Annotated in this window: 17 protein-coding genes and 1 pseudogene; 9 read left to right on the top strand and 9 right to left on the bottom strand. The window is 73.8% G+C overall.

Going from position 1 to position 23,962, the window contains the following annotated elements; genetic code table 11:
• Positions 1–57 precede the first annotated feature (57 nt).
• Positions 58–3,528, bottom strand: coding sequence for a methionine synthase (gene metH, locus AC0VX6_RS11485; protein WP_475468537.1), 3,471 nt, complete (start codon positions 3,526–3,528; stop codon positions 58–60).
• A 280-nt stretch (positions 3,529–3,808) separates the two neighbouring features.
• Here metH and AC0VX6_RS11480 point away from each other — a divergent pair, with 280 nt between their 5' ends.
• Positions 3,809–4,648, top strand: coding sequence for a PAC2 family protein (locus AC0VX6_RS11480; RefSeq protein WP_248770001.1), 840 nt, complete (start codon positions 3,809–3,811; stop codon positions 4,646–4,648).
• A 148-nt stretch (positions 4,649–4,796) separates the two neighbouring features.
• Here the strand turns inward: AC0VX6_RS11480 and AC0VX6_RS11475 are convergent, their stop codons facing one another.
• The gene (locus AC0VX6_RS11475; RefSeq protein WP_212640309.1) at positions 4,797–5,207 is read right to left on the bottom strand and encodes an ABATE domain-containing protein; all 411 of its coding nucleotides are present in this window, start codon (positions 5,205–5,207) and stop codon (positions 4,797–4,799) included.
• A 157-nt stretch (positions 5,208–5,364) separates the two neighbouring features.
• Entirely contained in the window at positions 5,365–6,639 is a 1,275-nt protein-coding gene (locus AC0VX6_RS11470) for a hypothetical protein (protein ID WP_475468535.1), read from the bottom strand.
• A gap of 111 nt (positions 6,640–6,750) precedes the next feature.
• Between AC0VX6_RS11470 and AC0VX6_RS11465 the strand changes: the two genes are divergently transcribed.
• Positions 6,751–7,272: a nitroreductase family deazaflavin-dependent oxidoreductase gene (locus tag AC0VX6_RS11465; protein WP_475468533.1), complete on the top strand. Its 522-nt coding sequence runs from the start codon at positions 6,751–6,753 to the stop codon at positions 7,270–7,272.
• 71 nt (positions 7,273–7,343) lie between these two features.
• On the opposite strand, the gene mshC is transcribed toward AC0VX6_RS11465, so the two are convergent.
• The 3 genes from mshC to AC0VX6_RS11450 form a co-directional block, all read right to left on the bottom strand.
• Positions 7,344–8,567, bottom strand: coding sequence for a cysteine--1-D-myo-inosityl 2-amino-2-deoxy-alpha-D-glucopyranoside ligase (mshC, locus tag AC0VX6_RS11460; protein ID WP_274977503.1), 1,224 nt, complete (start codon positions 8,565–8,567; stop codon positions 7,344–7,346).
• A 141-nt stretch (positions 8,568–8,708) separates the two neighbouring features.
• A complete protein-coding gene (locus AC0VX6_RS11455) occupies positions 8,709–8,891 on the bottom strand; it encodes a hypothetical protein (protein ID WP_274977502.1) in 183 nt (60 codons plus the stop codon).
• A 242-nt stretch (positions 8,892–9,133) separates the two neighbouring features.
• A complete protein-coding gene (locus AC0VX6_RS11450) occupies positions 9,134–9,343 on the bottom strand; it encodes a hypothetical protein (RefSeq protein ID WP_475468531.1) in 210 nt (69 codons plus the stop codon).
• A gap of 474 nt (positions 9,344–9,817) precedes the next feature.
• Here AC0VX6_RS11450 and AC0VX6_RS11445 point away from each other — a divergent pair.
• Positions 9,818–10,684: pseudogene (locus AC0VX6_RS11445) on the top strand (glycoside hydrolase family 16 protein); the annotation flags it as partial.
• A complete protein-coding gene (locus tag AC0VX6_RS11440; RefSeq protein ID WP_368045835.1) occupies positions 10,658–11,089 on the top strand; it encodes a ricin-type beta-trefoil lectin domain protein in 432 nt (143 codons plus the stop codon). The pseudogene AC0VX6_RS11445 and the gene AC0VX6_RS11440, both read left to right, overlap by 27 nt.
• 97 nt (positions 11,090–11,186) lie before the next feature.
• Here AC0VX6_RS11440 and AC0VX6_RS11435 read toward each other — a convergent pair whose 3' ends face one another.
• Positions 11,187–11,999, bottom strand: coding sequence for an NRDE family protein (locus tag AC0VX6_RS11435; protein WP_274977500.1), 813 nt, complete (start codon positions 11,997–11,999; stop codon positions 11,187–11,189).
• 299 nt (positions 12,000–12,298) lie between these two features.
• On the opposite strand from AC0VX6_RS11435, the gene AC0VX6_RS11430 reads away from it, so the two are divergent.
• Together AC0VX6_RS11430 and AC0VX6_RS11425 are read left to right on the top strand one after the other, a co-directional pair.
• On the top strand, positions 12,299–14,926 hold the full coding sequence (locus AC0VX6_RS11430) for an HAD-IC family P-type ATPase (RefSeq protein ID WP_475468529.1): 2,628 nt from the start codon (positions 12,299–12,301) through the stop codon (positions 14,924–14,926).
• Positions 14,927–14,990: 64 nt separating this feature from the next.
• A complete protein-coding gene (locus AC0VX6_RS11425) occupies positions 14,991–15,470 on the top strand; it encodes a nucleoside deaminase (protein WP_475468528.1) in 480 nt (159 codons plus the stop codon).
• 114 nt (positions 15,471–15,584) lie between these two features.
• Here AC0VX6_RS11425 and AC0VX6_RS11420 read toward each other — a convergent pair whose 3' ends face one another.
• Together AC0VX6_RS11420 and lnt are read right to left on the bottom strand one after the other, a co-directional pair.
• Positions 15,585–16,148 carry an FxsA family protein gene (locus AC0VX6_RS11420; RefSeq protein ID WP_475468527.1) on the bottom strand — a complete coding sequence of 188 codons (564 nt, stop codon included), beginning with the start codon at positions 16,146–16,148 and terminating at the stop codon, positions 15,585–15,587.
• A 207-nt stretch (positions 16,149–16,355) separates the two neighbouring features.
• The gene (lnt, locus tag AC0VX6_RS11415; RefSeq protein ID WP_475468525.1) at positions 16,356–18,101 is read right to left on the bottom strand and encodes an apolipoprotein N-acyltransferase; all 1,746 of its coding nucleotides are present in this window, start codon (positions 18,099–18,101) and stop codon (positions 16,356–16,358) included.
• Positions 18,102–18,713: 612 nt separating this feature from the next.
• On the opposite strand from lnt, the gene AC0VX6_RS11410 reads away from it, so the two are divergent.
• The 3 genes from AC0VX6_RS11410 (at position 18,714) to AC0VX6_RS11400 (ending at position 23,858) form a co-directional block, all read left to right on the top strand.
• Positions 18,714–19,928 carry an ABC transporter ATP-binding protein gene (locus AC0VX6_RS11410; RefSeq protein ID WP_475468524.1) on the top strand — a complete coding sequence of 405 codons (1,215 nt, stop codon included), beginning with the start codon at positions 18,714–18,716 and terminating at the stop codon, positions 19,926–19,928.
• A gap of 310 nt (positions 19,929–20,238) precedes the next feature.
• Positions 20,239–22,419: a prolyl oligopeptidase family serine peptidase gene (locus AC0VX6_RS11405; RefSeq protein WP_475468522.1), complete on the top strand. Its 2,181-nt coding sequence runs from the start codon at positions 20,239–20,241 to the stop codon at positions 22,417–22,419.
• Between the two features lie 236 nt (positions 22,420–22,655).
• Positions 22,656–23,858 carry a JmjC domain-containing protein gene (locus AC0VX6_RS11400; protein WP_475468520.1) on the top strand — a complete coding sequence of 401 codons (1,203 nt, stop codon included), beginning with the start codon at positions 22,656–22,658 and terminating at the stop codon, positions 23,856–23,858.
• Positions 23,859–23,962 lie beyond the last annotated feature (104 nt).

The following is a 23,962-nucleotide window of genomic DNA, read 5'->3' as shown; positions in this document are numbered from 1 at the left end:
CGTCCCCCGGTCGGGGGACGGGGCCGCGCCCCGGGCGGTCCGCACCGGACGAGCCGGTCAGACGTTGAAGTAGGTCGCCTCCGGGTGGTGGACCACGATCGCGTCGGTCGCCTGCTCGGGCACCAGCTGGAACTCCTCCGACAGGGTCACGCCCACCCGCTCGGGCTCCAGCAGGCGCATGATCTTGGCGCGGTCCTCCAAGTTGGGGCAGGCCCCGTAGCCCAGGGAGAAGCGGGCCCCCCGGTAGCCGAGCTTGAAGAACGCGTCCAGCTCGGCCGGGTCCTCACCGGCGAAGCCCAGCTCCGCGCGCACCCGGGTGTGCCAGTACTCGGCCAGGGCCTCGGTCAGCTGCACCGACAACCCGTGCAGCTCCAGGTAGTCGCGGTAGGCGTTCTTGGCGAACAGCTCGGCGGTGGCGCGGCTGATCGCCGGGCCCACGGTCACCACCTGGAAGGACACCACGTCCAGTTCCCCCGACTCCTTGGGCCGGAAGAAGTCGGCCAGGCACAGGTGGCGGTCCCGGCGCTGGCGCGGGAAGGTGAAGCGGGTGCGCTCGGCGCCCTCCTCGTCCAGCACCACCAGGTCGTCGCCCTCGCTGTAGCAGGGGAAGTGACCGTGCACCACGGCCGCCTCCAGCAGGCCGTCGGTCTGGATGCGGTCCAGCCACATCCGCATCCGGGGCCGCCCCTCGGTCTCCACCAGCTCCTCGTAGCTGGGGCCCTCGCCGCCGCGGGCGGCCTTGAGCCCCCACTGGCCCATGAAGGTGGCCCGCTCGTCGAGGAAGGCCGCGTAGTCGGCCAGCGGGATGCCCTTGCTGATCCGGTCGCCCAGGAAGGGCGGCTTGGGCACCGGGTTGGTGGTCGAGACGTCGCTGCGGGCGGGCACCTCCTCGGGCTCGGTCACCTTGAGCTTGGCCCCCGTCCTGACCCGGCGCTGGCGCAGGGCGGGCAGCTCGGCGCCCTCCTCACCGCGCTTGACCGCCATGAACGCGTCCATCAGGCGCAGGCCCTCGAAGGCGTCCTTGGCGTAGCGCACGTGGCCGTCGAAGACCTCGGCCAGGTCCTGCTCCACGTAGGAGCGGGTGAGCGCGGCGCCGCCCAGCAGGACCGGGAAGCGCTCGGACAGGCCCCTGGAGTTCATCTCCTCCAGGTTCTCCTTCATGATGACCGTGGACTTGACCAGCAGGCCGGACATGCCGATCACGTCGGCGCGCTGCTCCTCTGCGGCCTCCAGGATCGCCGACACCGGCTGCTTGATGCCGATGTTGACCACGTCGTAGCCGTTGTTGGACAGGATGATGTCCACGAGGTTCTTGCCGATGTCGTGGACGTCGCCCTTGACGGTGGCCAGGACGATGCGGCCCTTGCCGTCGTCGTCGCTCTTCTCCATGTGGGGTTCGAGGTAGGCGACGGCGCCCTTCATGACCTCGGCGGACTTGAGGACGAAGGGAAGCTGCATCTGGCCGGAGCCGAACAGCTCGCCGACGGTCTTCATGCCCGAGAGCAGGGTGTCGTTGACGATGGCCAGGGCGGGCTTGGACTCCAGCGCCTCGTCGAGGTCGGCCTCGATCCCGGCCATCTCGCCGTCGATGATGCGCCGCTCCAGGCGCTCCCACAGCGGCAGGGCGGCCAGCTCCTCGGCGCGGGAGGCCTTCATGGACTTGGCGTCCACGCCCTCGAACATCTCCATGAACCGCGAGAGGGGGTCGTAGTCTCCCTCGCGCCGGTCGTAGACCATGTCGAGGGCGACCTCGCGCTGGTCCTCGGGGATCTGGTTGATCGGCACGATCTTGGAGGCGTGCACGATCGCCGAGTCCAGCCCCGCCTGGACCGCCTCGTGCAGGAACACCGAGTTCAGCACGATGCGGGCGGCCGGGTTGAGGCCGAAGGACAGGTTGGACAGGCCCAGGGTGGTCTGCACGTCCGGGTAGAGCCGCTTGAGCTCGCGGATGGCGTTGATCGTCTCCAGGCCGTCCCGGCGGGTCTCCTCCTGCCCGGTGGTGATGGGGAAGGTGAGGCAGTCGATGACGATGTCGCCGGTGTTCAGCCCCCACTCGCCGGTGATCTGCTCGATGAGGCGGGTGGCGACGCGCACCTTCCACTCGGCGGTGCGGGCCTGGCCCTCCTCGTCGATGCACAGGCCCACGACGGCGGCGCCGTGCTCCTTGACCAGCCCCATGATGCGGGTGAAGCGGGAGTCGGGGCCGTCGCCGTCCTCGTAGTTGACGGAGTTGACCACGCTCCTGCCGCCGAGGGCCTCCAGGCCCGCCTCCAGGACCGGCGGCTCGGTGGAGTCGAGCATGATCGGCAGCGTGGAGGAGGTGGCCAGGCGCGAGGCCAGCTCGCGCATGTCGCTGACCCCGTCGCGGCCCACGTAGTCGATGTTGAGGTCGAGCAGGTGGGCGCCGTCGCGGATCTGGTCGCGCGCGATCTCCACGCAGTCGTCCCAGCGGCCCTCCAGCATGGCCTCGCGGAACTTCTTGGAGCCGTTGGCGTTGGTGCGCTCGCCCACGGCCAGGTAGCTGGCGTCCTGGCGGAAGGGCACGCTCTGGTACAGCGAGGAGGAGGAGGCCTCCACCAGGGGCTTGCGGTTCTTGATGCCGCGCCCCTGGACGCGCTCCACCACGTGGCGCAGGTGCTCGGGGGTGGTGCCGCAGCAGCCGCCGGCCAGACTCAGGCCGAACTCGGAGGTGAAGGAGTCGTGGGCGTCGGCCAGCTCGGCGGGCGAGAGGTTGTATACCGCGCCGTTGGGGCCGAGTTGGGGCAGGCCCGCGTTGGGCATGCAGGAGACGGGGATGGGCGAGTGGTGCGACAGGTAGCGCAGGTGCTCGCTCATCTCGGCGGGGCCGGTGGAGCAGTTGAGGCCGATGACGTCGACGCCCAGCGGCTCCAGGGAGGTCAGCGCGGCGCCGATCTCGGAGCCGAGCAGCATGGTGCCGTTGGTCTCGATGCTGACCTGGGCGATGATCGGCACGTCCCTGCCCGCGGCGCGGCGGGCGCGCTGGGCGGCCACCACGGCGGCCTTGACCTGGAGCAGGTCCTGGCAGGTCTCGATGAGGATGGCGTCGGATCCGCCGTCGATCAGGCCGCGCGCGCACTGCTCGTAGTAGTCGCGCAGTTGGGCGTAGGGCGCGTGGCCCAGGGTGGGCAGCCGGTTTCCCGGGCCCACGGACCCGAGGACGTAGCGGGGCTGGTCGGGGGTGGAGTAGGCGTCGGCGGCCTCGCGGGCCACCTGCGCTCCGGCTTGGGCGATCTCGTAGGTGCGGTCCTCGATGCCGTACTCGGCGAGCCCGCCGAGGTTGGCCGAGAACGTGTTCGTCTCGATGGCGTCCGAACCCACGGCAAGAAAGGCGGCATGGGTGTCGCGGACGATGTCGGGACGGGTGAGGTTGAGGATGTCGTTGCATCCCTCGTGCCCCTCGAACTGGTCGAGGTCGAGATCGTGCGCCTGGAGCATGGTGCCCATCGCTCCGTCCGCCACGACCACACGGCGGGACAGGGTTTCGCGGAAGGTGGGGCTGGCTCTCATATCTGGCAACTCTACGTCGGAGCACCGCGGCGGCCCAGTCGGTGTCCCCGTGACGCGTGGCACTGGGCGGACCCGCGGTGCGGGGCGGGTCGGTCGTCCGGGGACGGCGGTGTCCTTGTCAGTCGCTGTCTGTGAGGTTATCCCATCGCCTGTTCCACTAGATGAGACGGACATCCCGCGGTGCGGCGGCCCGAGCCCCTCGGCCGAGCGCCCCGAACGGTTCCCCGGGCGGGTCGGCACGCCGTAGGGTGGACTTCGTCCGCGTGCAGGGAGGAGCCACATGACCAAGCTCGTCCGGGAGCTTGTTGATCCCGTGATGGTGGCGGCGTTCGAGGGATGGAACGACGCCGGTGAGGCGGCCAGCCTGGCCGTGGAGCACCTGTCGAGGGAGTGGGACGCCTACGAGCTGTGCGCGCTGGCACCGGACGACTACTACGACTTCCAGGTGACCCGGCCGCGCATGTCGATCGTGGACGGTGTGGTCGGTGAGGTCGAGTGGCCCACGACCCGGGTCCGCGTGGCGACGCCGCCGGGGTCGGAGCGCGACGTGGTGCTGGTGACGGGTCCCGAGCCGAACATGCGGTGGCGCTCCTACGCCGCCGACCTGCTGGCCGTGGCGCGGGAGCTGGGCGTCACCCGGATGGTGATGCTGGGTTCGCTGCTGGCGGACGCCCCGCACACGCGGCCGATCCCGGTGACCGGGATGGCCTCGCCCGTGGAGCTGGGCGCGGGGCTGGGGCTGGAGGCGACCACCTACTCGGGCCCGACCGGGATCGTGGGCGTGGTGCACGAGGCGTTCAGCGCGGTGGGGATCGAGACCGCGTCGCTGTGGGCGGCCATCCCCCACTACGTCGCCCAGCCGCCGTGCCCGAAGGCCTCCCTGGCGCTGCTGGCGTGGGTGGAGGACTTCCTGGGCGCGCGGGTGCCGCTGGGCGACCTGCCCGAGGACGCGGTGGCGTGGGAGTCCAACGTCAACGAGCTCACCGCCGAGGACGAGGACATCGCGGCCTACGTGCGCGGCCTGGAGGAGGCCAAGGACACCGCCGACCTGCCGGAGGCCTCCGGCGACGCGATCGCCCGGGAGTTCGAGCGCTACCTGCGCCGCCACGACGAGGGCTGAGGCCCCGCGGCGGCCCCGGGCGCGCCCCGGGCCCGCGCCGGACGCCGCGTCCGAGGCCCCGGCCGGTGCGAGGCGGAACGGGGGTCTCCCGTGCCGCGGGCCGACCCACGCGGCCCGGGGCCGGGTTCTGGCGTGTGAAGCGGTCCCCTCAGACCCGCATGTGGCGCCACTCCCCCGTGGACAGCACCACGGCCCAGGCCCCGGCGATGCGGGCCAGCCCGCGGCGGACCTCGTCCACGACCGCGGGGGCCAGCGGCACGGGGGCCTCGCGTGAGGCCTGGAGGCGCACGGTGACGCGGAGGCCGTCCAGGACCTTCTGGCCCCGGGCGATGGCCTCGTGGTCGGGTTCGGCCCGCCGTTCCAGGACCGCCCGGATGCCGTCGCGCAGGGCGATGGCCTCGTCGAGGTCGGCGAGGGTGATGGGGATGGCTCCCTCGGTGGCCAGGCGGTGCTCGCGCAGGAACCGCGCGAGGTCGGCCCGGTCGGCGAGCCCGGCACCGGTGGAGACGAAGTCCGCGATGAGTTCGGCGGCCGCGCTGTGCCGCGTGGGGGTCGTCATGGGGGCTATCCCACCACGGCCGGGCCCCGGATACCGGCGTTTCCGCGAGCCCGTGGCCACAGGTGGTCACCGCGAACGTGCATAAAACGACATGTGCGGACGAAACGGAAACGGCACTTCCCGGTCCGCTCACCGCGGGGCTCCGCGCCCGACCGGTTCAGGCCGCGAGCAGCGCGCGGAGCCCGTGGCGCTCGCGGGGCAGCCCCAGCCGGGCGAGCACGACCGGGAAGTTGGCGAACCGGCCGTCCCAGAAGCCGTCGTGGTCGGCCAGGACCCGCAGGTAGTCGCGCTGGACGGCGGTCAGTCCGGCGGGGACGCGCGGCGCGGCGCGACCCGCTTGGGCTCCCTCGTGAGCGGTCGTGCCGCCGTCCCCGTGCGCGTCGGTGGTCGCGCCGCGGCCCGGGTCGGCCGCCCGGAAGGCCAGGTCCAGCAGCGGTCCGGCGTCGGACGCCGCGGTGAGGGGCGAGGCCAGCGGGGCCAGCGCGCGCAGCACCGGGAGCAGGCGCGCGGCGTCCTCGGCGGTGGAGCGCTCGGCGAGTTCGCGGACCAGGGCGAAACGCACGTGGCCGGAGAAGTGGGCGGGACGCCTGGTGAACCAGGCGTCGGCGGCCTCCGGGTCCGCGAGCGCGGCGGCCAGCTCGGCGGCGGCCGCGGGGTTGGCGCGCTGGCCGGGCGCCAGCGCGGCGCAGGCGCGGATGGCCGGGTCGGCGTGGGTGAGGAACTCGGTGGTGTCGGCGCCGCAGGCGCCCAGGGCCAGGACGATGACCGCGCCCTCGTCGCGGGTCTCGGCCATGTCGGCGGCCCCGGACAGGTCCGGCTCCAGCCCGCCGAGCCGGGCCAGGGCCGCGGCGGCCTCCACCGCGCACATGCGCGTGTGCGCGTCGGGGGCGGTCAGGTGGGGTTCGACCGCCGCGTACAGCACGGGCGCGGCGGCGCGCATGTCCGGACCCACCCTCCGCATGAGCGCGTCCACGGCGGGGGTCTCCCACACCCCGACCGCCTCCTCCTCGTCGTCGGAGGCCAGCGCGGCGTACACCCGGTCCAGCGCGGCCCCGGCTGGCGGTTCGGCCACGGGGCCGGAGGGCGTCTGGTACAGCGCGCCCTCGGCCGCGGCGGCCAGGAAGCCCAGCAGGACGCGGCGCGGGGAGCCCCGGTACTCGCCCGACGCCTCGGGGAGCGGGTCCCGGGCCGGGCCGTCGAGTTCGGTGCGGTCCAGGATCCCGGCGACGAACAGGGCGGCGGGGACGGTGGCCGGGTAGACCGTGCCCTGGTGCAGGAGCGCACTGCGGAGGTGGTCCAGCGCGCGCCCGCGCTCACGCGCGTCGCCGGTGAGCAGGTCCGCGAGGTGCCCGGGGGCGTCGGCGCCGGAGCCGTGGGCGTGGAAGGTACGGGTCCAGTCGGTGCTGTGGAGTACGTCCGGTCCTGTCTGCATGTCCCGGATTGTGGCAGCGCCCACCGACGGTCCGCGGGTGTGCCGCCGGGGAGCCCTGGGAACGGTCTGGCTATACTCGGGCCCCCGCCGCCCCCCGAGGAAGGCCACACCATGTCGTTCGCCGAGCCGCCCACCACACCCCTGCGCCGGGCGCTGTTCCGCGCCCCCATCTGGATCTACCGCACCGGGTTGGGCGGCCTGATGGGCCGCCGGTTCGTACTGCTCACCCACAGGGGGCGGGCCACGGGAGAGGCCCGCCAGGCGGTGCTGGAGGTCATCGGCGGCGACGACGCCGCGGGGACCGTGCTGGTGGCCTCCGGGTACGGAAGGCGGTCGCAGTGGTTCCGCAACGTCGAGCGCGAGCCGCGGGTGCTGTTCCAGCTGGGCAACCGGCGCCACCGGGGCACCGCCACCGTCCTGTCGCCGCAGGAGTCCGGTGAGGCGCTGGTGAACTACGCCGAGCAGCACCCCGCCGCAGCCGTGGCGCTGCTGCGCGCGCTGGGGTACGAGGTGGACGACAGCGAGGAGTGGTTCGAGCGGAGGGGCGCGGACATCGGGAACGACATCCCGGTCGTCCGGTTGTCCCCCGCGGGGGCCGCCGGTGAGCGCCACTCCGATCCCTCCGCTCCCTAGGGCAGCGGACCGGCGACATCGAAGGCCTTCGGTGTCGCCGGTCGAGTCCGGCGGCGCCAGGCGGCCCGCGGTTACAGGCGCACGCCCAGCAGGGTGTCCGCGGTCGCGCGCACCAGGGTCGGCGCGCCGGTGTCGGCGCCGCCCTCGGTGAGGGCGGTGTCGGCCCAGGCGTCCACCGCGGCCAGGGCCGCCGGGGAGTCCAGGTCCTCGGCCAGGGCCGCGCGCACGGCGGCGAGCACCGGGGCGGCGTCGGGCGCCGCACCCAGGGCCAGGGCGGCGCGCCAGCGCTCGGCGCGGGCGGTGGCGGCGGGGAGTTCGGCGTCGGTCCACTCCCACGGGGCGCGGTAGTGGTGGGCGAGCATGGCCAGGCGGATGACGGCCGGGTCCACGCCCTGCTGGCGCAGCTTGGAGACGAAGACCAGGTTGCCCAGGGACTTGGACATCTTCTCGCCGTCGAGGCCGACCATGCCCACGTGCAGGTGGTTGTGGGCGTTGGGTCCGCCCGTGGCACATCGGGTCTCGGCCGCGCCCATCTCGTGGTGGGGGAAGATCAGGTCGCTGCCGCCGCCGTTGAGGTCGAAGGCGGGGCCGAGCCGGTCCAGGGCGATGGCGCTGCACTCGATGTGCCAGCCGGGGCGCCCGCGGCCCAGGGGGCTGTCCCAGGCGGGCTCGCCGGGGCGCTCGGTGCGCCAGAGCAGCCAGTCGAGCGGGTCCTTCTTGCCGGTGCGCCGGGGGTCGCCGCCGCGTTCGCCGAACAGCTCCAGCATCTGCCCGCGGTCCAGGTGGCTGATCTCGCCGAACTCGGGCGCCTCGGCGGCGGAGAAGTACAGGTCCCCGTCCAGCTCGTAGGCGGCGCCGGTGTCGCGGATGCGGGCGGCGAGGTCGCTGATGAGGTCGACGGACTCCACCACGCCGACGTAGGAGGTCGGGGGGATGATCCGCAGGGCGGCCATGTCCTCGCGGAAGACGTCGATCTCGCGGTGGGCGAGGTCGCGCCAGTCGACGCCGGTGGCCTCCGCGCGCTCCAGGAGCGGGTCGTCGATGTCGGTGGTGTTCTGCACGTAGTTGACGTCGTGGCCCGCGTCGCGCCAGACCCGGTTGACCAGGTCGAAGGTGAGGTAGGTGAAGGCGTGGCCCAGGTGGGCTGCGTCGTAGGGGGTGATGCCGCAGGCGTACATCCCGGCCCGGGGGCCCGGCGTCGTCGTCCTTATCCGGCCGGTGGCGGTGTCGTGGACACGAAGGGGACCGCCGGTACCCGGCAGGGGGACGATGTCAGGCGCAGACCATGAACGCATACCGCGCAGCCTATCCGGACGCGCGTGCGACACGCGTGCGCGGGAGGGTGGGCACCGCGCGTGATGATCACCCCAGGAGAGGTGGGAATAAGCCGGGTGCGACCGGTGCGGCGGAGAGTGCGCACGGTCCGGATCCGGGGCTCACGCGGCGAGGTCGTGGTACCTGCGGCTGATGAGCAGGGCGCCGAACACCGCCACGGCGGCGCACAGCGCGGCCATCCCCTCGTTGCCCAGGCGCCAGTGCAGCAGTGCGCCGCTGACCGAGACGACGTAGAGGAGCCAGTACGCTCCGCTCTCCACCAGGTTGCCGTTACGGCCCTCCATCGTGCCCCCTGCCGTGAACGCGTGTCCTCACGCGAGCCTGACGGCGTGTGCCGTCTCTCTCTGAGACGCCGTGGTCACTCTCGGGGTTGACACGCCGTCGCGACCCGGGGGTGTGACGGTGGTTATGCGCACCGGTGACGCACGCCCGCCCTGGTCAGGGCCGAGTGGCCGGACCGGAGCAGGTGGGGTCGCAGCGGGCGGGGCCGGAGCAGGCGGGGTCGGCCCCGGACGTCCGCCCGGGGTCAGGGCCGGGCCGCGTCCGCGAGTTCGAGCAGGTCCAGCGCCTCGGCCGTGCGCGCCAGCTCGGGGTCCCCGGCGGGGCCGAACTCGGCGATGTCGGCGTGGACCGCCCGGAGCCGCCACCGGGCGCGGGACACGTCGCGGCGCTCCCGTCGCGGGCTGAGGGCGTGGTGGGAGGGGGCGGCCTGGTCACGGACGGGCATGGCGCTCATGGGCGGTCCTTCGGGGGTGGGTCGGCGGTTGTGGGGTACCCAGGGTCACGGTGTGACGCTGCCTCCGCGCCCCGGGTTCACCGTGAACACGATCCCCTGAACCGCCTCCAGCGCGGTTCCGGAATCCTTTCGCTCCACCCCAGGTCAACGGGGAACGGGAAGGGAGCGTTCCACAGCGTTCCTGTCCCCTACCCGTTGCTCCGTCCGGAATGCACAGAGTTGGCACATCAAAGCCACACGTGTCCGTCTTCGGGACCAGGGCCCGACCGCGTCCCCCGTTCCGTCGCCCTTCCCTTGTTCACACCCCTTGTGCTGAAGGAAAACTAAACGTACAGTAACTTACCAATTAGATTCGTTGCGTAACACGGCGACTGCGAGCAGTCGCCCACCTGGTCCCGCGCACGCCCTCCGTGCCCGGGACCGACTCCGCCCGTCACCGCCCCGCCGCGGCGGGGCTTCCCCCCGGAGTAGCCCATGCGCATCGCGTACCGGCCCCGCAGGTCCCTCGCCTCCGCAGCACTGTCCTTCCTCACCGCCGCCGCGCTCGTGATCCCGGTCGGGGCCGCCTCGGCCGCCCCCGTCCCCGAGGACACGACGGCCCCGGCCTCCGCCGAAGCCGCCCGTGCGGCGGCCCTGGTGTGGTCCGACGAGTTCAACGGCGCCGCCGGAAGCGCCCCCAACCCCGCCAACTGGAACCACGAGACCGGCGCCCACGGCTGGGGCAACAACGAACTCCAGAACTACACCAACAGCCGCGCCAACTCCGCCCTCGACGGCCAGGGCAACCTCGTCATCACCGCGCGCAGGGAAGCGGGCGGCGGCTACACCTCCGCCCGCATGACCACACAGAACAAGGTCGAACACGCCTACGGCCGCATCGAGGCCCGCATCAAGATCCCCCGCGGCCAGGGCATCTGGCCCGCCTTCTGGATGCTCGGCGCCGACTTCCCCCAGACCCCGTGGCCCAACTCCGGCGAGATCGACATCATGGAGAACATCGGCCGCGAACCCCACCTGGTCCACGGCACCCTCCACGGGCCCGGCTACTCCGGGGGCAACCCCCTGACCGGGTCCTACATGCACCCGCAGGGCTGGTCCTTCGCCGACACCTTCCACACCTTCGCCATCGACTGGCGCCCCGGCTCCATCACCTGGTCGGTGGACGGCAACGCCTACCAGACCTACACCCCCGCCGACACGCGCGGAAACCCCTGGGTCTACGACCAGCCCTTCTTCATGATCCTCAACATCGCCGTGGGCGGTAACTGGCCCGGCTACCCCGACGGCACCACCCAGTTCCCCCAGCAGATGCTCGTGGACTACGTCCGGATCTACTCGGACGGCGGCAGCCCCGGCGGCGGCACCGGCACGGTCACCGCCTCCAACGGCATCTGCCTCGACGTGGCCGGGGCCCAGACGGGCGACGGGACCCCGATCCAGCTGGCGCACTGCAACGGCAACCAGGCCCAGCAGTGGACCGAGGGCTCCGACGGCACGTTCCGGGCGTTCAACAAGTGCCTGGACGTGGCGGGCGGCGCCACCGCCGCGGGCACCCCGGTACAGCTGTGGACCTGCAACGGGACCGGCGCGCAGCGGTGGACCCACGACAGCGGGACGCAGGCCCTGCGCAACCCGCAGTCGGGGCGCTGCCTGCAACCCCAGGGCCGGGCGCAGAGCGACGGCACCCGGATGGTGATCGCCGACTGCGACGGCAGCGCCGTCCAGCGCTGGAGCCTGAACGGCTGACCCCTCACCCGTGCCGCCCGCCGACCCCCTCCGGCGGACGGCGCCCCGCCGTCCGCCACTCCTCGGGCGGTCGGCGGCGCCTTCGGCCCCCCGCGTCTCAGAACCGGGGGGCCGAGGTGTCGATCATCCGCCACGCCCCTGGATCGGCCGGGGCGTCGGTGAAGGCGTAGCGCACGGTCTCGCGGTCCATGGCCAGCAGGGTCACCGACCCGGTCTCCCACGTCCTGCCCCCGCCGAGGTCGGCGCGGGCGACCAGGCCGGTCGGGTCGCCGGACTCGTCGGGGCCCGCCGAACGGGGCGCGGAATCGGCGGCCTCGTTGACCAGGCGCGGCCACTCCCCCCAGATCTCCTCCACCCCCTTGGCGCGGGACAGGTCGGCCGGGTCGGGCCGGGTACGCGCGAACTCGGGAGTGTGGCGGGCGGCGCGCGGGTCGTCCGGGTTCAGCCCGGTGTTGACCACCATGCTCACGCCGACCGGCAGCGGACGGGTGTCCAGGCACCGGCCGTCCCAGCTGTGCAGCCCGGCCCGGCGGGCGTCGGCGTCCAGCAGGTGGAAGGGCGCGTAGAGGGTGGGGTCGTCGCCGTGCAGCGGGTCGCGGCCCGGGTTGCGGCCCGCGTGGGCGAGGGCGCGCAGCGGCAGTTCGCCCCGGCTGGCCGGGTAGGTGCCCTCCCAGGGCATGCGCCCGTCCCAGGGCCAGCCGTTGAGCAGGGCCGCCGTGCGCGGGCCCGACGGGTCCACCGCCAGCCAGGTGCCGCCCGCGAGGCGGTCCCGGCCGCCGACGAGGTCGGGCCGGTCGGGCCAGTGCCGGGCGGGCCCGTCCCAGGGCCGGGAGGACATCTCGTCCCGGAGCGCGGCGATAACCAGGGGCGTGTCCGCGCCGGGGTCGAAGCCGACGACGACAGTGCACATGACGACCTTGTGACCTTTGCTGTGGGTCCCCGGTGTGGTGCGGTCCCCGCGGCGGCGCGGGCGGAACGGGGATGTGGACAGGAGGTAGACGCAACCGTACCCGGAGGGGCCCTCGGCAGTAGTCCGCGCGGGCCCGGGGTGGTGCGGGCACCACCCGGGACCGGGGGACGGTGTGCCTGTTCCCGGTCCGGGAGTCTTCTAGTCTGTAGTCTCCCTCCCCCTTCGCGTGTGCGGGGCGGATGCCGCGTCCGAGGCGCCTTCCCGCCCGTCTAGTTTCCCGGACCACACAGGAGTAGTGCGTGCCCGAGCAACCCGACCGGACCGACGACGGTGCGGACAGCACCGCGGACAGGCCGCGGGACGCGGTTTCCGCCGTCCCCGGACCGCAGGCGGGCGGCGGCGCCCCCGAAGCTCCCGCCGGAGCCTCCGCCGAGCCCGTTCCCGCAGGCCCCAGGGGCCCGGCGGGCCCTCCTCCCGAGACGGGGCTGACCGGACGGCAGGTCGCCGAGCGGGTCTCGGCGGGGCGGACCAACGACGTGCCGGTGCGCGCGAGCCGCACGGTCGGCCAGATCATCCGCGGCAACGTGTTCACCCGGATCAACGCCATGGTCGCGGTGCTGTTCTCGATCATCGCCGTGATCGGCCCGGTGCAGGACGGCCTGTTCGCGATGGTCATCCTCTTCAACACGCTGATCGGCATCGTCCAGGAGCTGCGGGCCAAGCGCACCCTGGACAAGCTCGCCATCGTCAACGCCGCCCGGCCGCGGGTGGTGCGCGACGGCGCCACCGTGCACGTGGCCACGCAGGAGATCGTCCTGGACGAGGTCCTGGAAGTGGGCGTGGGCGACCAGATCGTGGTCGACGGCACCGTCACCTGGGCCGGGGGGCTGGAGGTCGACGAATCGCTGCTGACCGGCGAGGCCGACCCGGTGGTCAAGCGGCCCGGGGACACCGTGATGTCGGGCAGCTTCGTGGTCGCGGGCACCGGCCGGTTCCGGGCCACCAAGGTGGGGCGGCACGCCTACGCGGCGCGGCTGGCCGAGGAGGCGAGCCGCTTCTCGCTGGTGCACTCGGAGCTGCGGTCGGGCATCAACCGCATCCTGACCTGGATCACCTACGCGCTGTTCCCGATCGGCGCCCTGCTGATCTACAGCCAGCTGGTACTGGGCGGGCACGTGGGCCTGGAGGAGTCGACCTCGGGCGGCCAGATCTCCGGCCCGCTGGCGGACGCCCTGCGCAGCATGGTCGCGGCCCTGGTGTCGATGATCCCCGAGGGCCTGGTCCTGCTCACCAGCATCGCGTTCGCGGTCGGGGTGATCCGGCTGGGGCGGCACAAGTGCCTGGTGCAGGAGCTGCCCGCGATCGAGGGCCTGGCCCGCGTGGACGTGGTGTGCACCGACAAGACGGGCACGCTGACCGAGGCGGGCATGAAGCTGGCCGCAATCCGCGACCTGGGCGGGCACGGCGGGGAGGCGTCCCCGTCGCTCGTGCTGGCGGCGCTGGCGGCCGGCGACCCCGACCACAACGCGAGCATGGCGGCGATCGCGCGCGGATGCGAGGCCGCGGGCCAGGCCGCGCCCGACTGGACGGTCACGGCGCTGGCGCCGTTCTCGTCCGCCCGCAAGTGGAGCGGGGCCAGCTTCCTCACCCCCGGCGGCGAGGAGCACTGGGTGCTGGGCGCGGCCGACGTGCTGGCCTCCGCGCAGGACCCGGCGGCCGCCGAGGCGGCCCGGCTGGGCGCGCAGGGCCGCCGCGTGCTGCTGCTGGCGCGCGCGTCGGCGCGGGTGGACTCCGACGAGGCGCCCGGGGCCGTGCTGCCGGTGGCCCTGGTGGTGCTGGACCAGAGGCTGCGCGAGGACGCCGGTCCGACCCTGGACTACTTCGGGGACCAGGGCGTGGACGTCAAGATCGTCTCGGGTGACCACGCTGCGTCGGTGGGCGCGGTGGGCCGCGAGCTGGGGCTGCCGGGCGCGGACCAGCCGGTGGACGCGCGGGCGCTGTCGGAGGACCGCGACGAGCTGGCCCGCGAGGTGGAGGAGCGCTCGGCCTTCGGCCGGGTGACGCCCGAGCGCAAGCGCGATCTGGTCAGGGGCCTGCGCGACCGCGGGCACACGGTGGCGATGACCGGTGACGGCGTCAACGACGTGCTGGCGCTGAAGGAGGCCGACATCGGCGTGGCGATGGGCTCGGGGAGCCCGGCGTCGCGGTCGGTGGCCCAGCTGGTGCTGCTGGACAACCGGTTCGCGGTGCTGCCGCGCGTGGTGGCCGAGGGCCGCCGGGTCATCGGCAACATCGAGCGGGTGGCCAACCTGTTCCTGACCAAGACCGTGTACACGATGACGCTGGCGATCATCGTGGGCCTGCTGGCGGTGGCCTACCCCTTCTTCCCGCGCCACGCCACGCTCATCAACGCGGTGACGTTCGGCATCCCGTCGTTCTTCCTGGCGCTGGCGCCCAACACCGACATCGCCCGGCCGGGGTTCGTGATGCGGACGCTGCGGCTTGCGATCCCCTCGGGCATGGTGGCGGGCTTCGCCGCGGTGACGACCTACCTGCTGGTGCTGGGCGGTCGGACTGTGCCCGACCCGGCCGACCGGACGGCGGTGGTCATCACGCTGTGCGCGACGACGCTGTGGGTGCTGCTGCTGGTGGCCAAGCCGTACGTGTGGTGGAAGGTGCTGATGGTGGGCTCCATGGTGGGTCTGCTGACGCTGGCGATGGTGACACCGCTGGGCCAGTGGTTCTTCGACCTGGACGTGAGCGACCCGACCAAGGTGCTGACCGGTCTGGCCGTGGCGGGTGTGGCGATCGTGGTGATCACGGTGATCCGGGTGGTGGACGACCGGATGATGGCCCGGTCCGAGGCTCGTGCGGCGGAGAGGGAAGACGGGCGCGAGGCCGAGGAGCGCACCCCGGAGCCGGTGTGACAGCCGTTCTCCGAGAGGCGCGGGGACCGGGGCCGGCAGAGGGCGGTAGGGAGAGGGGCAGGACATGCTGAGCGAAACCGACATGCGCCGCCTGCGGCGCGCGGTCGCTCTGGCCGAGGAGTCCCTGGAGGCGGGTGACGAGCCCTTCGGCTCGGTGCTGGCGTCCGTGGACGGGACGGTGCTCTTCGAGGACCGCAACCGCGTCGCCGGCGGCGACCCGACGCAGCACCCGGAGTTCGCCATCGCCCGGTGGTCGACCACCCGCATGAGCCCCGGAGAACGGGCGGCGGCGACCGTCTACACCTCCGGGGAGCACTGCCCCATGTGCTCGGCCGCCCACGGCTGGGCAGGGCTGGGCCGGATCGTGTACGCGACCTCCTCGGCGCAGCTCGCCTCGTGGCTAAAGGAGTGGGGCGCGCCCCCGGCGCCGGTGCGGGCGCTGCCGATCGGCGAGATCGTGCCCGCGATCACGGTGGAGGGGCCGGTGGACTCCCTGGTCGCGCGGGTGCGGGCGCTCCAGGCCCGCTTCCACGGCCGGAGCTGACACCGGCGCCTTCCCCGCAGCCCGTCGACGGCCCCGCCCGCGCTGAGCGCGGGCGGGGCCGTCGGCGCGGTGAGCACTGTCAGCGCGTGAGGGCGGTCAGCGCGGTGGACGCCGTCAGTCCTTGTCGTCGTCGCGGGGTTCGAACCGCCCCTGGATGACGCGGCCGCGGTCGCGCGGGGCGGCGTCCTCGTCGGCGCGGGGGCCGAACGGGTCCTGGCCGGGGCCGAACGGACCCGCGGCCGGACCCGCCCCCGGGCCGCCGGGGGCGGTGGACCCGCGGACGACGGACTCCTCGTTCATCCGCTCCTGCATCCTGCGCACGCGGCGCTGCGCCCACGAGGCGAAGGCCCAGCGCAGGACGGGCCGGGTGAAGGGCAGGACCATCAGCAGGCCGAGCACGGCGGTGATGAACCCGGGGATCACGAGCAGGATGCCGCCCGCCATGAGCATGAGCGGGTCGAGCAGGCCCCCGCGCGGCTGCTCACCCGAGCGCATGGCCTGGTCAGCGTCCCGGAAGGCCCTGGTCCCGGCCCGGCGCAGCACGGCCACGCCCAGGACCATCAGCGAGACCAGCGCGGCCAGCGTCCACGGGACGCCGATCCAGCCGCCGACGACGATCATCAGCCACACTTCCAGGAAGGGCAGCGCCATCAGCGCCAGCACTGTCAGCAGCGGCATGCGTAACCATCCTCCGGGTCGTCGGCGGGAGCTCCCCCTACAGGAGAGAACGCGCGCGCGGGCTCCAGGGTTCCCCCGGACGCGTGCTTCCCGACCGGGCGTGCGCGTGAACGCCCCTCGGACGCGCCCTTCCGCGCGTCCGCACGCGCCCGCACAGGGCCCTGCCGTCGGCCCCGTGCCTCCCGGGCACGGGGCGGGCCCGCCCCCTCAGGCGCGGCGACGGCGCCCCAGGAGCACCGCCACGACCACCGCGCCCAGCCCCAGGGCGCTCAGGAGCGCCTCCGGCGCGGCGCCCAGGCGGGTGGCGACGGTGGTGCCCTCCATCGCCTCCAGCTCGGCCACGTGGATGTCGGGCACCGCCTCGGGCGAGCTGTAGGCCAGGCTGCCGTCGGGGTTGACCACGGCGCTGACGCCGCTGGTGGAGACGACCACCGCCGGGCGGCCGTGCTCGACGGCGCGCAGCTGGGTGATGGCCAGCTGCTGGTTGGTCTGACCGGTGAAGTTGTAGTTGGCGTTGTTGGTGGGGACCACGATGACCTGCCCGCCCGCGGCGACGGACTCGCGCACCGGCAGGTCGAAGGCCACGTCGAAGCAGATGCCCACGGCCAGGGTGGTGCCGCCCACGTCCAGGGCGCCGGGTTCGGTGCCGGGGACGGCGTCGGAGCTGACCTGCTGGAGGCGGGCCACGAACCGCGTGAAGAAGTCGCGGAAGGGCACGTACTCGCCGAACGGCACGAGGTAGCGCTTGTCGTAGATCTCGCCCGGCCCGGTCCGGGGGTCCCAGACCACGCTGCTGACGTAGCGGGTGCCGTCGTCGTTGAAGCGGCTCATGCCCCACAGCAGGGGGACGCCCGCGTCGGCCGCGGCGGCGTCGATGATCTCGCGCGCCCGGGGATCGCGGAAGGGGTCGATGTCGCTGGCGTTCTCCGGCAGCAGCACCATGTCCGGCTGGGGGTGCTCCCCCGCGCGGACGGCGTCGGCGAGCTCGTGGACCCCGTCGGCGTGGTTGTTGAGGACCTGCATGCGCTCGCCCGCGATGGACATCTGTCCGACGTTGGGGACGTTGCCCTGGACCATGCCGACGGTGACGGTGTGCGAGACGTCGGGGCGGCCGATCGCGGGGGCCAGGGCGCCGCCGGCGACGACGGCCGCCGCGGCGGCCAGTCCGATGGCGGCCGGGACCCAGCCGGTCCGCAGCGAACCGCCCGTGTTCGCGGGGCGGCCCGGGCCCGTGCCCGCCGCGTGCGCGGCGTCGCGATCGTTTCGGTCGTCCCGATCACCGGGTCCGGCCCCGAGGGCGCCCGCCAGGCGCAGCGCGCTCCACAGCAGCAGACCGCCGGTGAGGGCGACCGCGAAGGTCACCAGGGCGGAGGAGCCGAGGGCGGCGTAGCCGACGAAGGGCGTGTCGGGCTGGGCGAAGGCGAGCTTGCCCCAGGGGAATCCGCCCAGCGGCCAGCGGGCGCGCACGGCCTCCTGGGCCACCCACAGGGCCGCGGTCCACAGCGGCCAGCCGGGCAGGCGCACGGCCACGCCCAGGGCCATCGCCATGGGGAGGAAGTAGACGGTCTCGGCTCCGGCGATGAGCAGCCACACGTCGACGCCGAAGATGTCCTGCCAGTGCACCAACGGCACCATGAGCGTGGCCCCGGACAGGGCGCCGAGCCAGGCCGCGCGGCGCGTCCGGGCCCCCGCGACGGCGAGGGCGAGCAGCGCGGCGCTGAGCGGGCCCAGCCACCACAGGCCGTGGGGCGGCAGCGCGAAGAGCTGGGCGAGACCGGAGCCGACCGCGGCGAGCACCCGCCACAGCAGGTCGTGGCGTCCCCAGCGGTGTCCCGGCGCGAAGGCGGAGGCGAGGGAGCGTGCCGGGTTCGCCGTCCGCTCCCGCCCCACCGGTTCCGGCGGGGGTCTGTCGGAGCCGTGGGCGCTGCCCTGCTCGGTGTGCTCGGCAACCACGTGGGGTGCTCGCTTTCCGCTGGCTGGTGAGAGGTGCTCGCGGTCAGCATATGGGGGGACGCGGAAAAGGCCCGAGCCACCCTTCGGACCGGCTCCGTCCCGTCGGCGGCGAGCTCGGAAGACCGTTGTCTACTGGATGTTCGGGCCTTTTCCGGGTCCAACCCCCCGCCCGGTCGCGGTACTCCACCCCTCACCCGATCCCAACTGCACCTGGCGCGTGATGCAGCGTCCGATCGGACGAGCGGGGGCCGCACAACCGGTCCGTCCAGTGCTGGACTGGTCGTTAGGTTACCCAGACTCCCCGACCCGATGCCTCAACCCGGCTGCCGTGTCGTGGCCGCCGCCCCGAGGGCGTGGAGGGGAGAAAGGAAGGAACCGTCGGACAGGCTAACGCACCTGGGGCCGCCACGCCAGCTGAGCGGACGGGGTTTGTGTCTGACCGCAATCGGATCGACATCGACCCAAGTATGGACTTTTCGATCAGGATCGTGTCTGATGTGATCAGCACAACGGCCTGGTTCGATCAATTGCGAAAGTCCCAGGTCGGCGGCGCGGGCATCCCGATGATCCGCGTCACCCCACACCTCGACCCCGGCCCGGGAGCTGACAACCATGGCGGAGATCGTCCTCGATGGCGTTGACAAGATCTACGGCGGCGACGTCAAGGCCGTCGACAACCTGAACCTGAAGATCGAGGACGGCGAGTTCATGGTGCTCGTCGGCCCCTCCGGCTGCGGCAAGTCCACCGCGCTGCGCATGATCGCGGGCCTGGAGGAGATCACGGGCGGCACGCTGGTCATCGGCGACGAGATCGTCAACGACCGCCCGCCCAAGGACCGCGACATCGCGATGGTCTTCCAGAACTACGCGCTCTACCCCCACATGACCGTCGAGCAGAACCTGGCCTTCGGCCTCAAGCTGCGCAAGGTGGCCAAGCCCGAGATCGCGCGCCGCGTCAAGGAGGCGGCCGAGATGCTGGGTCTGGAGACCTACCTCAAGCGCAAGCCGGGCGCCCTCTCCGGCGGTCAGCGCCAGCGCGTGGCCATGGGCCGCGCGATCGTTCGCGAGCCGCGCGCGTTCCTCATGGACGAGCCGCTGTCCAACCTGGACGCCAAGCTGCGCGTGCAGATGCGCGCCTCCCTCAACCAGCTCCACGAGCGCCTGGGCGTCACCACCATCTACGTCACCCACGACCAGATCGAGGCCATGACCCTGGGCGACCGGGTCGCGGTGATGCGCGACGGCCGCCTCCAGCAGGTGGACACCCCCAAGCGCCTGTTCGACGCCCCCGTCAACCTGTTCGTGGCCGGGTTCATCGGCTCCCCGGCGATGAACTTCGTCGACACCGAGCTGGTCGCCGAGGGCGACGGCGCAGTGCTCACCTTCGCCGAGCACAAGCTGCCGGTCCCGGCGAGCGTCCTGGAGGCGCGCCCGGGCCTGCGCGACTACCTGGGCAAGAAGCTCATCCTGGGCATCCGCCCCTCGGACTTCAACGACGCCGACCTGGACGGCAACGGCGACCCGCAGATCCAGGTCAAGGCGAGCGTGACCGAGGAGCTGGGCACGGAGATCAACGTGATCTTCACCGTGGACGCCCCGCCGGTCCGCCACGAGGACGCCGCCGCCCTGGCCAAGGACGCGGCGGGCGAGGAGGGCGAGGGCGACGGCATGCCGCTGGGCGGCAACACCTCGCTGTTCACCGCCCGGGTCAGCCCCCGCAGCAACGTGCGCCCGGGCCAGCCGGTCAGCCTGTCGGTGGACGTGAGCCAGCTGCACTTCTTCGACCCGCAGAGCGGTCTGGCCATCGGCCACCCCGACAACCTCTGAGCCCGTCCCACAGCGCCCCGCCGGGCCCTCCCCCCTCCTGCGGGAGGGGCCCGGCGGGGCGCACCCGTGCGCGGGGTCCCCGAGGGCGCGGTGGAACGCACCCGCGCGACCGGCGGCGCAGGTGAGGCGGGCAGGACAGGTGGGGCAGGTGGTCTCGACCACCGTCGCGCACCCACGGGAACGGGCCCGGCCGGGGCGCGGACCTTATCCAGTCCGCACCGGGGCAAACCTTGCTCCGAGGACACAGTCACGCACCTCGGGGCAAGGCATCTGTTTCTTGACCCCCGGATGAGCGCACCCCAACGATTGTGTGGTGTCCAACCGAGCCCCCGGAGCCGCTCTCGTCACCGAGTCCGCGCCCGAGCCCGAGCCCGCCGTCGACGTCCTGCACGGCCGTCCCGTGCCCGACCCCTACCGGTGGTTGGAGTCCGCCGACTCCCCCGAGACGCAGCGCTGGCTGGAGGAGCGGGGCCGCGAGTACGCGGCGGAGGCGCTCACCTGGCCCCTGCGCGACCGCCTGGCCGGGCTCATCCGCTCCCTGGTGGACACCGACCTGTGGAGCCCGCCGGTGCACCGGCCCGGCGCGGTGTTCGCCACCGTGCGCCCGGCCGGGGGCGAGCACCCCCGCCTGGTGGTCCTGAACGGCGACGGCCCGCCGCGCACCGTCTACGACCCCGTGGCCGAGGACCCGGCCGGGCACACCACCCTGGACGCCTGGGACCCCTCCCCCGACGGGGGACTGGTCGCCGTGCAGACCTCGTCGGGGGGCGTGGAGCGCGGCGTCCTGCGCGTGATCGACGCGGGCAGCGGGGAGCCCGTGGGCCCCGAGGTGCCCGAGGTGCGCTACTCCCACGTGGCCTGGGCGCCCCGGGGCGTCCCCGCCTTCTACTACGTGCGCCGCGACGGCGCCAGGGGCGTGCGCGGCGTGTGGCTGCGCCGGGTTTTGGACGGCACCGAGACGCTGGTCCACGCCTGCGCGGCGTCCGGAACCGTGCCCGGGGTGCGCGTCCTGGGTGGCCGGTGGCTGCTGGTGTCCGAGAGCCACGGCACCGGGCACCGCACCGACCTGTGGCTGGCCGACCTGACCGGCCCCGCCCGACCCGCCGCCTCGGCCGACCCGAGCGCCCCGACCTGTGAGACCGGCCCGGCCGACCTCCCCGAGCGGCCCCCGCTGCGGCCCGTCCAGGTGGGCGAGGAGGCCGAGACCGAGGCCCGGCTGGGCCCGGACGGCCTCCTGTACCTGCGCACCACCCTGGGCGCGCCGTGGCGGCGGATCTGCGCGGTCTCCCCCGAGGAGCCGGGGGTGGGGCACTGGCGCGAGGTGGTGCCCGAGGAGGACGGGGCGACCCTGGACGCCTTCGCGCCCTGCCCCGCCGGACCCGAGGGCGGCACCGCCCTGTTCGTCGCGCGCACCCGACTGGGCATCAGCGCCGCGGCAGTCCACGACACCCGCACCGGCGGGCTCCTGTACACGGTGGACCTGCCCGGGGAGGGGATGGTCTCCACGCCGGAGACGGCACCCGACGGGTCGGTGTACCTGGGGTACGCGGACGTGGCCACCCAGCAGCGGGTCCTGCGCCTGGCCCCCGGGGAGCGCACCCCGAGCCCCTGGCCGCCCGGCGCCGCTGAGGCACCGCCCTCCCCTGCCGTGGAGCGCTCGGTGGTCTGGTGCCGCTCCGCGGACGGTACCCGGGTCCCGGTGACCGTGTTCACCGCCGCGGGCCGCGACCACGCCGCGCCCGGCAGCGGGCTGATCCCCGAGCCGACCCTCCTGCACGCCTACGGCGGCTTCGGACGCCCGCGCCAGTTCGGGTTCAGCGCGACCGTGCTGGCCTGGCTGCTCTCGGGCGGCCGGTACGCCGTCGCCCACGTGCGCGGCGGCGGGGACGCGGGCCGCGACTGGCACCTGGCCGGTTCGGGCCGCGGCAAGCCGCGCGCCGTGGAGGACCTGGTGGCCGCGGCGGCGGCCCTGGTCGGGGCGGGGATGTGCACCCGCGAGCAGCTGTGCCTGTCGGGCGGCTCGGCGGGCGGGCTGCTCGTCCTGGCCGCCGCGGCCGCGCGCCCGGACCTGTGCGGGGCGGTGATCGCCTCCGCGCCGCTGGCGGACATGGCCCGGTTCGAGCGGATGGGCCTGGGCCGGATGTGGACCCGCGAGTTCGGCACCGCCGCCGACCCCGACGACTTCGCCGCCCTGATGTCCTACTCCCCCTACCACCGGGTGCTGGAGAGCACCGGGGACGGGCCCAGGCGGCGCTTCCCCGGCGTCCTGCTCACCGGCTTCCACGGTGACACCCGCACCGACGCCGCCCACCCGCGCAAGATGTGCGCGGCGCTGCTGGCGGCGGCCGCGCGGGAGGAGGGGCGCCCGCCCGTCCTGCTCCGGTACGAGCGCGACGTGGGCCACGGCCCGCGCGCGGTCAGCCGGGCGGTGGGACTGGCCGCCGACGCGCACGCGTTCGCGGCCCACCGGACGGGGCTGTCGCCGCGCTGAGCGCGGGGGCGGCCCTGGCAAGAGAAACGGCACACAGAAAGCGAGGTGTGGTGCGTATGGACCCGATCGAGGTCGAGACCGAGGACCTGGCAGAGGTGACCTCCCGCGACATCACCGCGGGCGGCGACAGCGACGGCACCGACTCCAGTTCCGACTTCATCTGATCGCGTCCCGCCCGGCCCGGTCCCCCCGGGTCGGGCGGGCCCAGCCCCCGTGCACGGAGAGGACGCCCCCTCATGACCGATCCCGGCCACCTGTTCACCCGGACCCTGAGCGACGTCGTGGGAAGGGAGGCCCTCACCGAGCGCCTGTCCGAGGAGTTCGTCTTCGCCGACCTGGGCGCGGACGCGGTGCGTTCGCTGCTGACCTTCGACGACCTCAACGGTCTGCTGGCCACATGCTCCCCCGAGCCGCCCAGGCTGCGCCTGCACCGGGACGGGTCCCCGGTCCCGGCCGACCGCTACACCGAGGCGGCGACCTCCTCGCGCAGCGCGCGGCGGGTGGTGCGGCCCGAGGCGCTGTACCGGGAGCTGCGGGAGGGGGCGAGCCTGGTCCTGGACAGCGTGGACCGGATGCACCCGCCGGTGGGCGCGGCGGCCGACGACCTCATGCGGCTGGTGCGCGAGCGCGCGCAGGCCAACCTGTACCTGATCTGGGGCGGCTCGCGCGGCTTCGACACCCACTGGGACGACCACGACACGGTGATCGTCCAGGTGGAGGGGACCAAGCACTGGCAGGTGCACGGCCCGGGGTCGCGCCCCTACCCGATGAAGAACGACGTGGACCACGCCCACACGCCGCCGCGCGACGCCGACGGCGAGCTGCACCTGGTGTGGGAGGGCGTGCTGCGGCCGGGCCAGGTCATCCACGTGCCGCGCGGCTGGTGGCACACGGTGACCGGGACCGGCGGGGTGAGCATGCACCTGACCTTCGGCTTCACCCGGGCGACCGGGGTGGAGTGGGCGGACGCGCTGTTGCGGCGGCTGTTCGAGGAGGAGGTGTTCCGCAGGGACCTGCCGCGCTTCGCCGACCCGGACGTGCGGCGCAAGCACCAGAGGGCGCTGGCGGCCCGGATGGCGGAGCTGACCGAGGAGCTGGACCTGGACGGCTTCCTGGCCGAGCGGGACGCGCGCTTCCCGCGCCGGACCTCGTTCTCGCTGCCGTGGCCGGTGGAGGAGGGGGCGCCGCCCGCGCACGCGCGGGTGGAGTTCGTGCCGATCCTGCCGCCGCCGCTGTCCCACGACGGCGAGAGGGTGGCCGTGACGGTGGGCGGGCGGCGGTACCGGTTCCCGGCCGTGGTCGGACCGGTCCTGGAGGCGCTGGCCGAGCACCGGGAGCTGACCGTGGCCGAACTGGCCGAGCGCGCGGGCGCGGAGTTCGAGCGGACGGCGGAGGTCGTGTCCGCGCTGTCGCGGCACCACCTGGTGGTGGTGCGGTAGCCGTCCACAGACGCGCGAAGGGCCTGGTGGGCCGGGCCCGCGCGCGCCTACCGTAGTAGTAGGGGGGTCCCCGGCCCGCCCGCTTCGCGCTGCCCGCGCCCCGA

It is taken from the genome of Nocardiopsis sp. iso_25 (assembly GCF_056173305.1).
The sequence above is the reverse complement of the archived record's forward strand: the minus strand, read 5'-3'. Positions and strand labels throughout refer to the sequence as shown.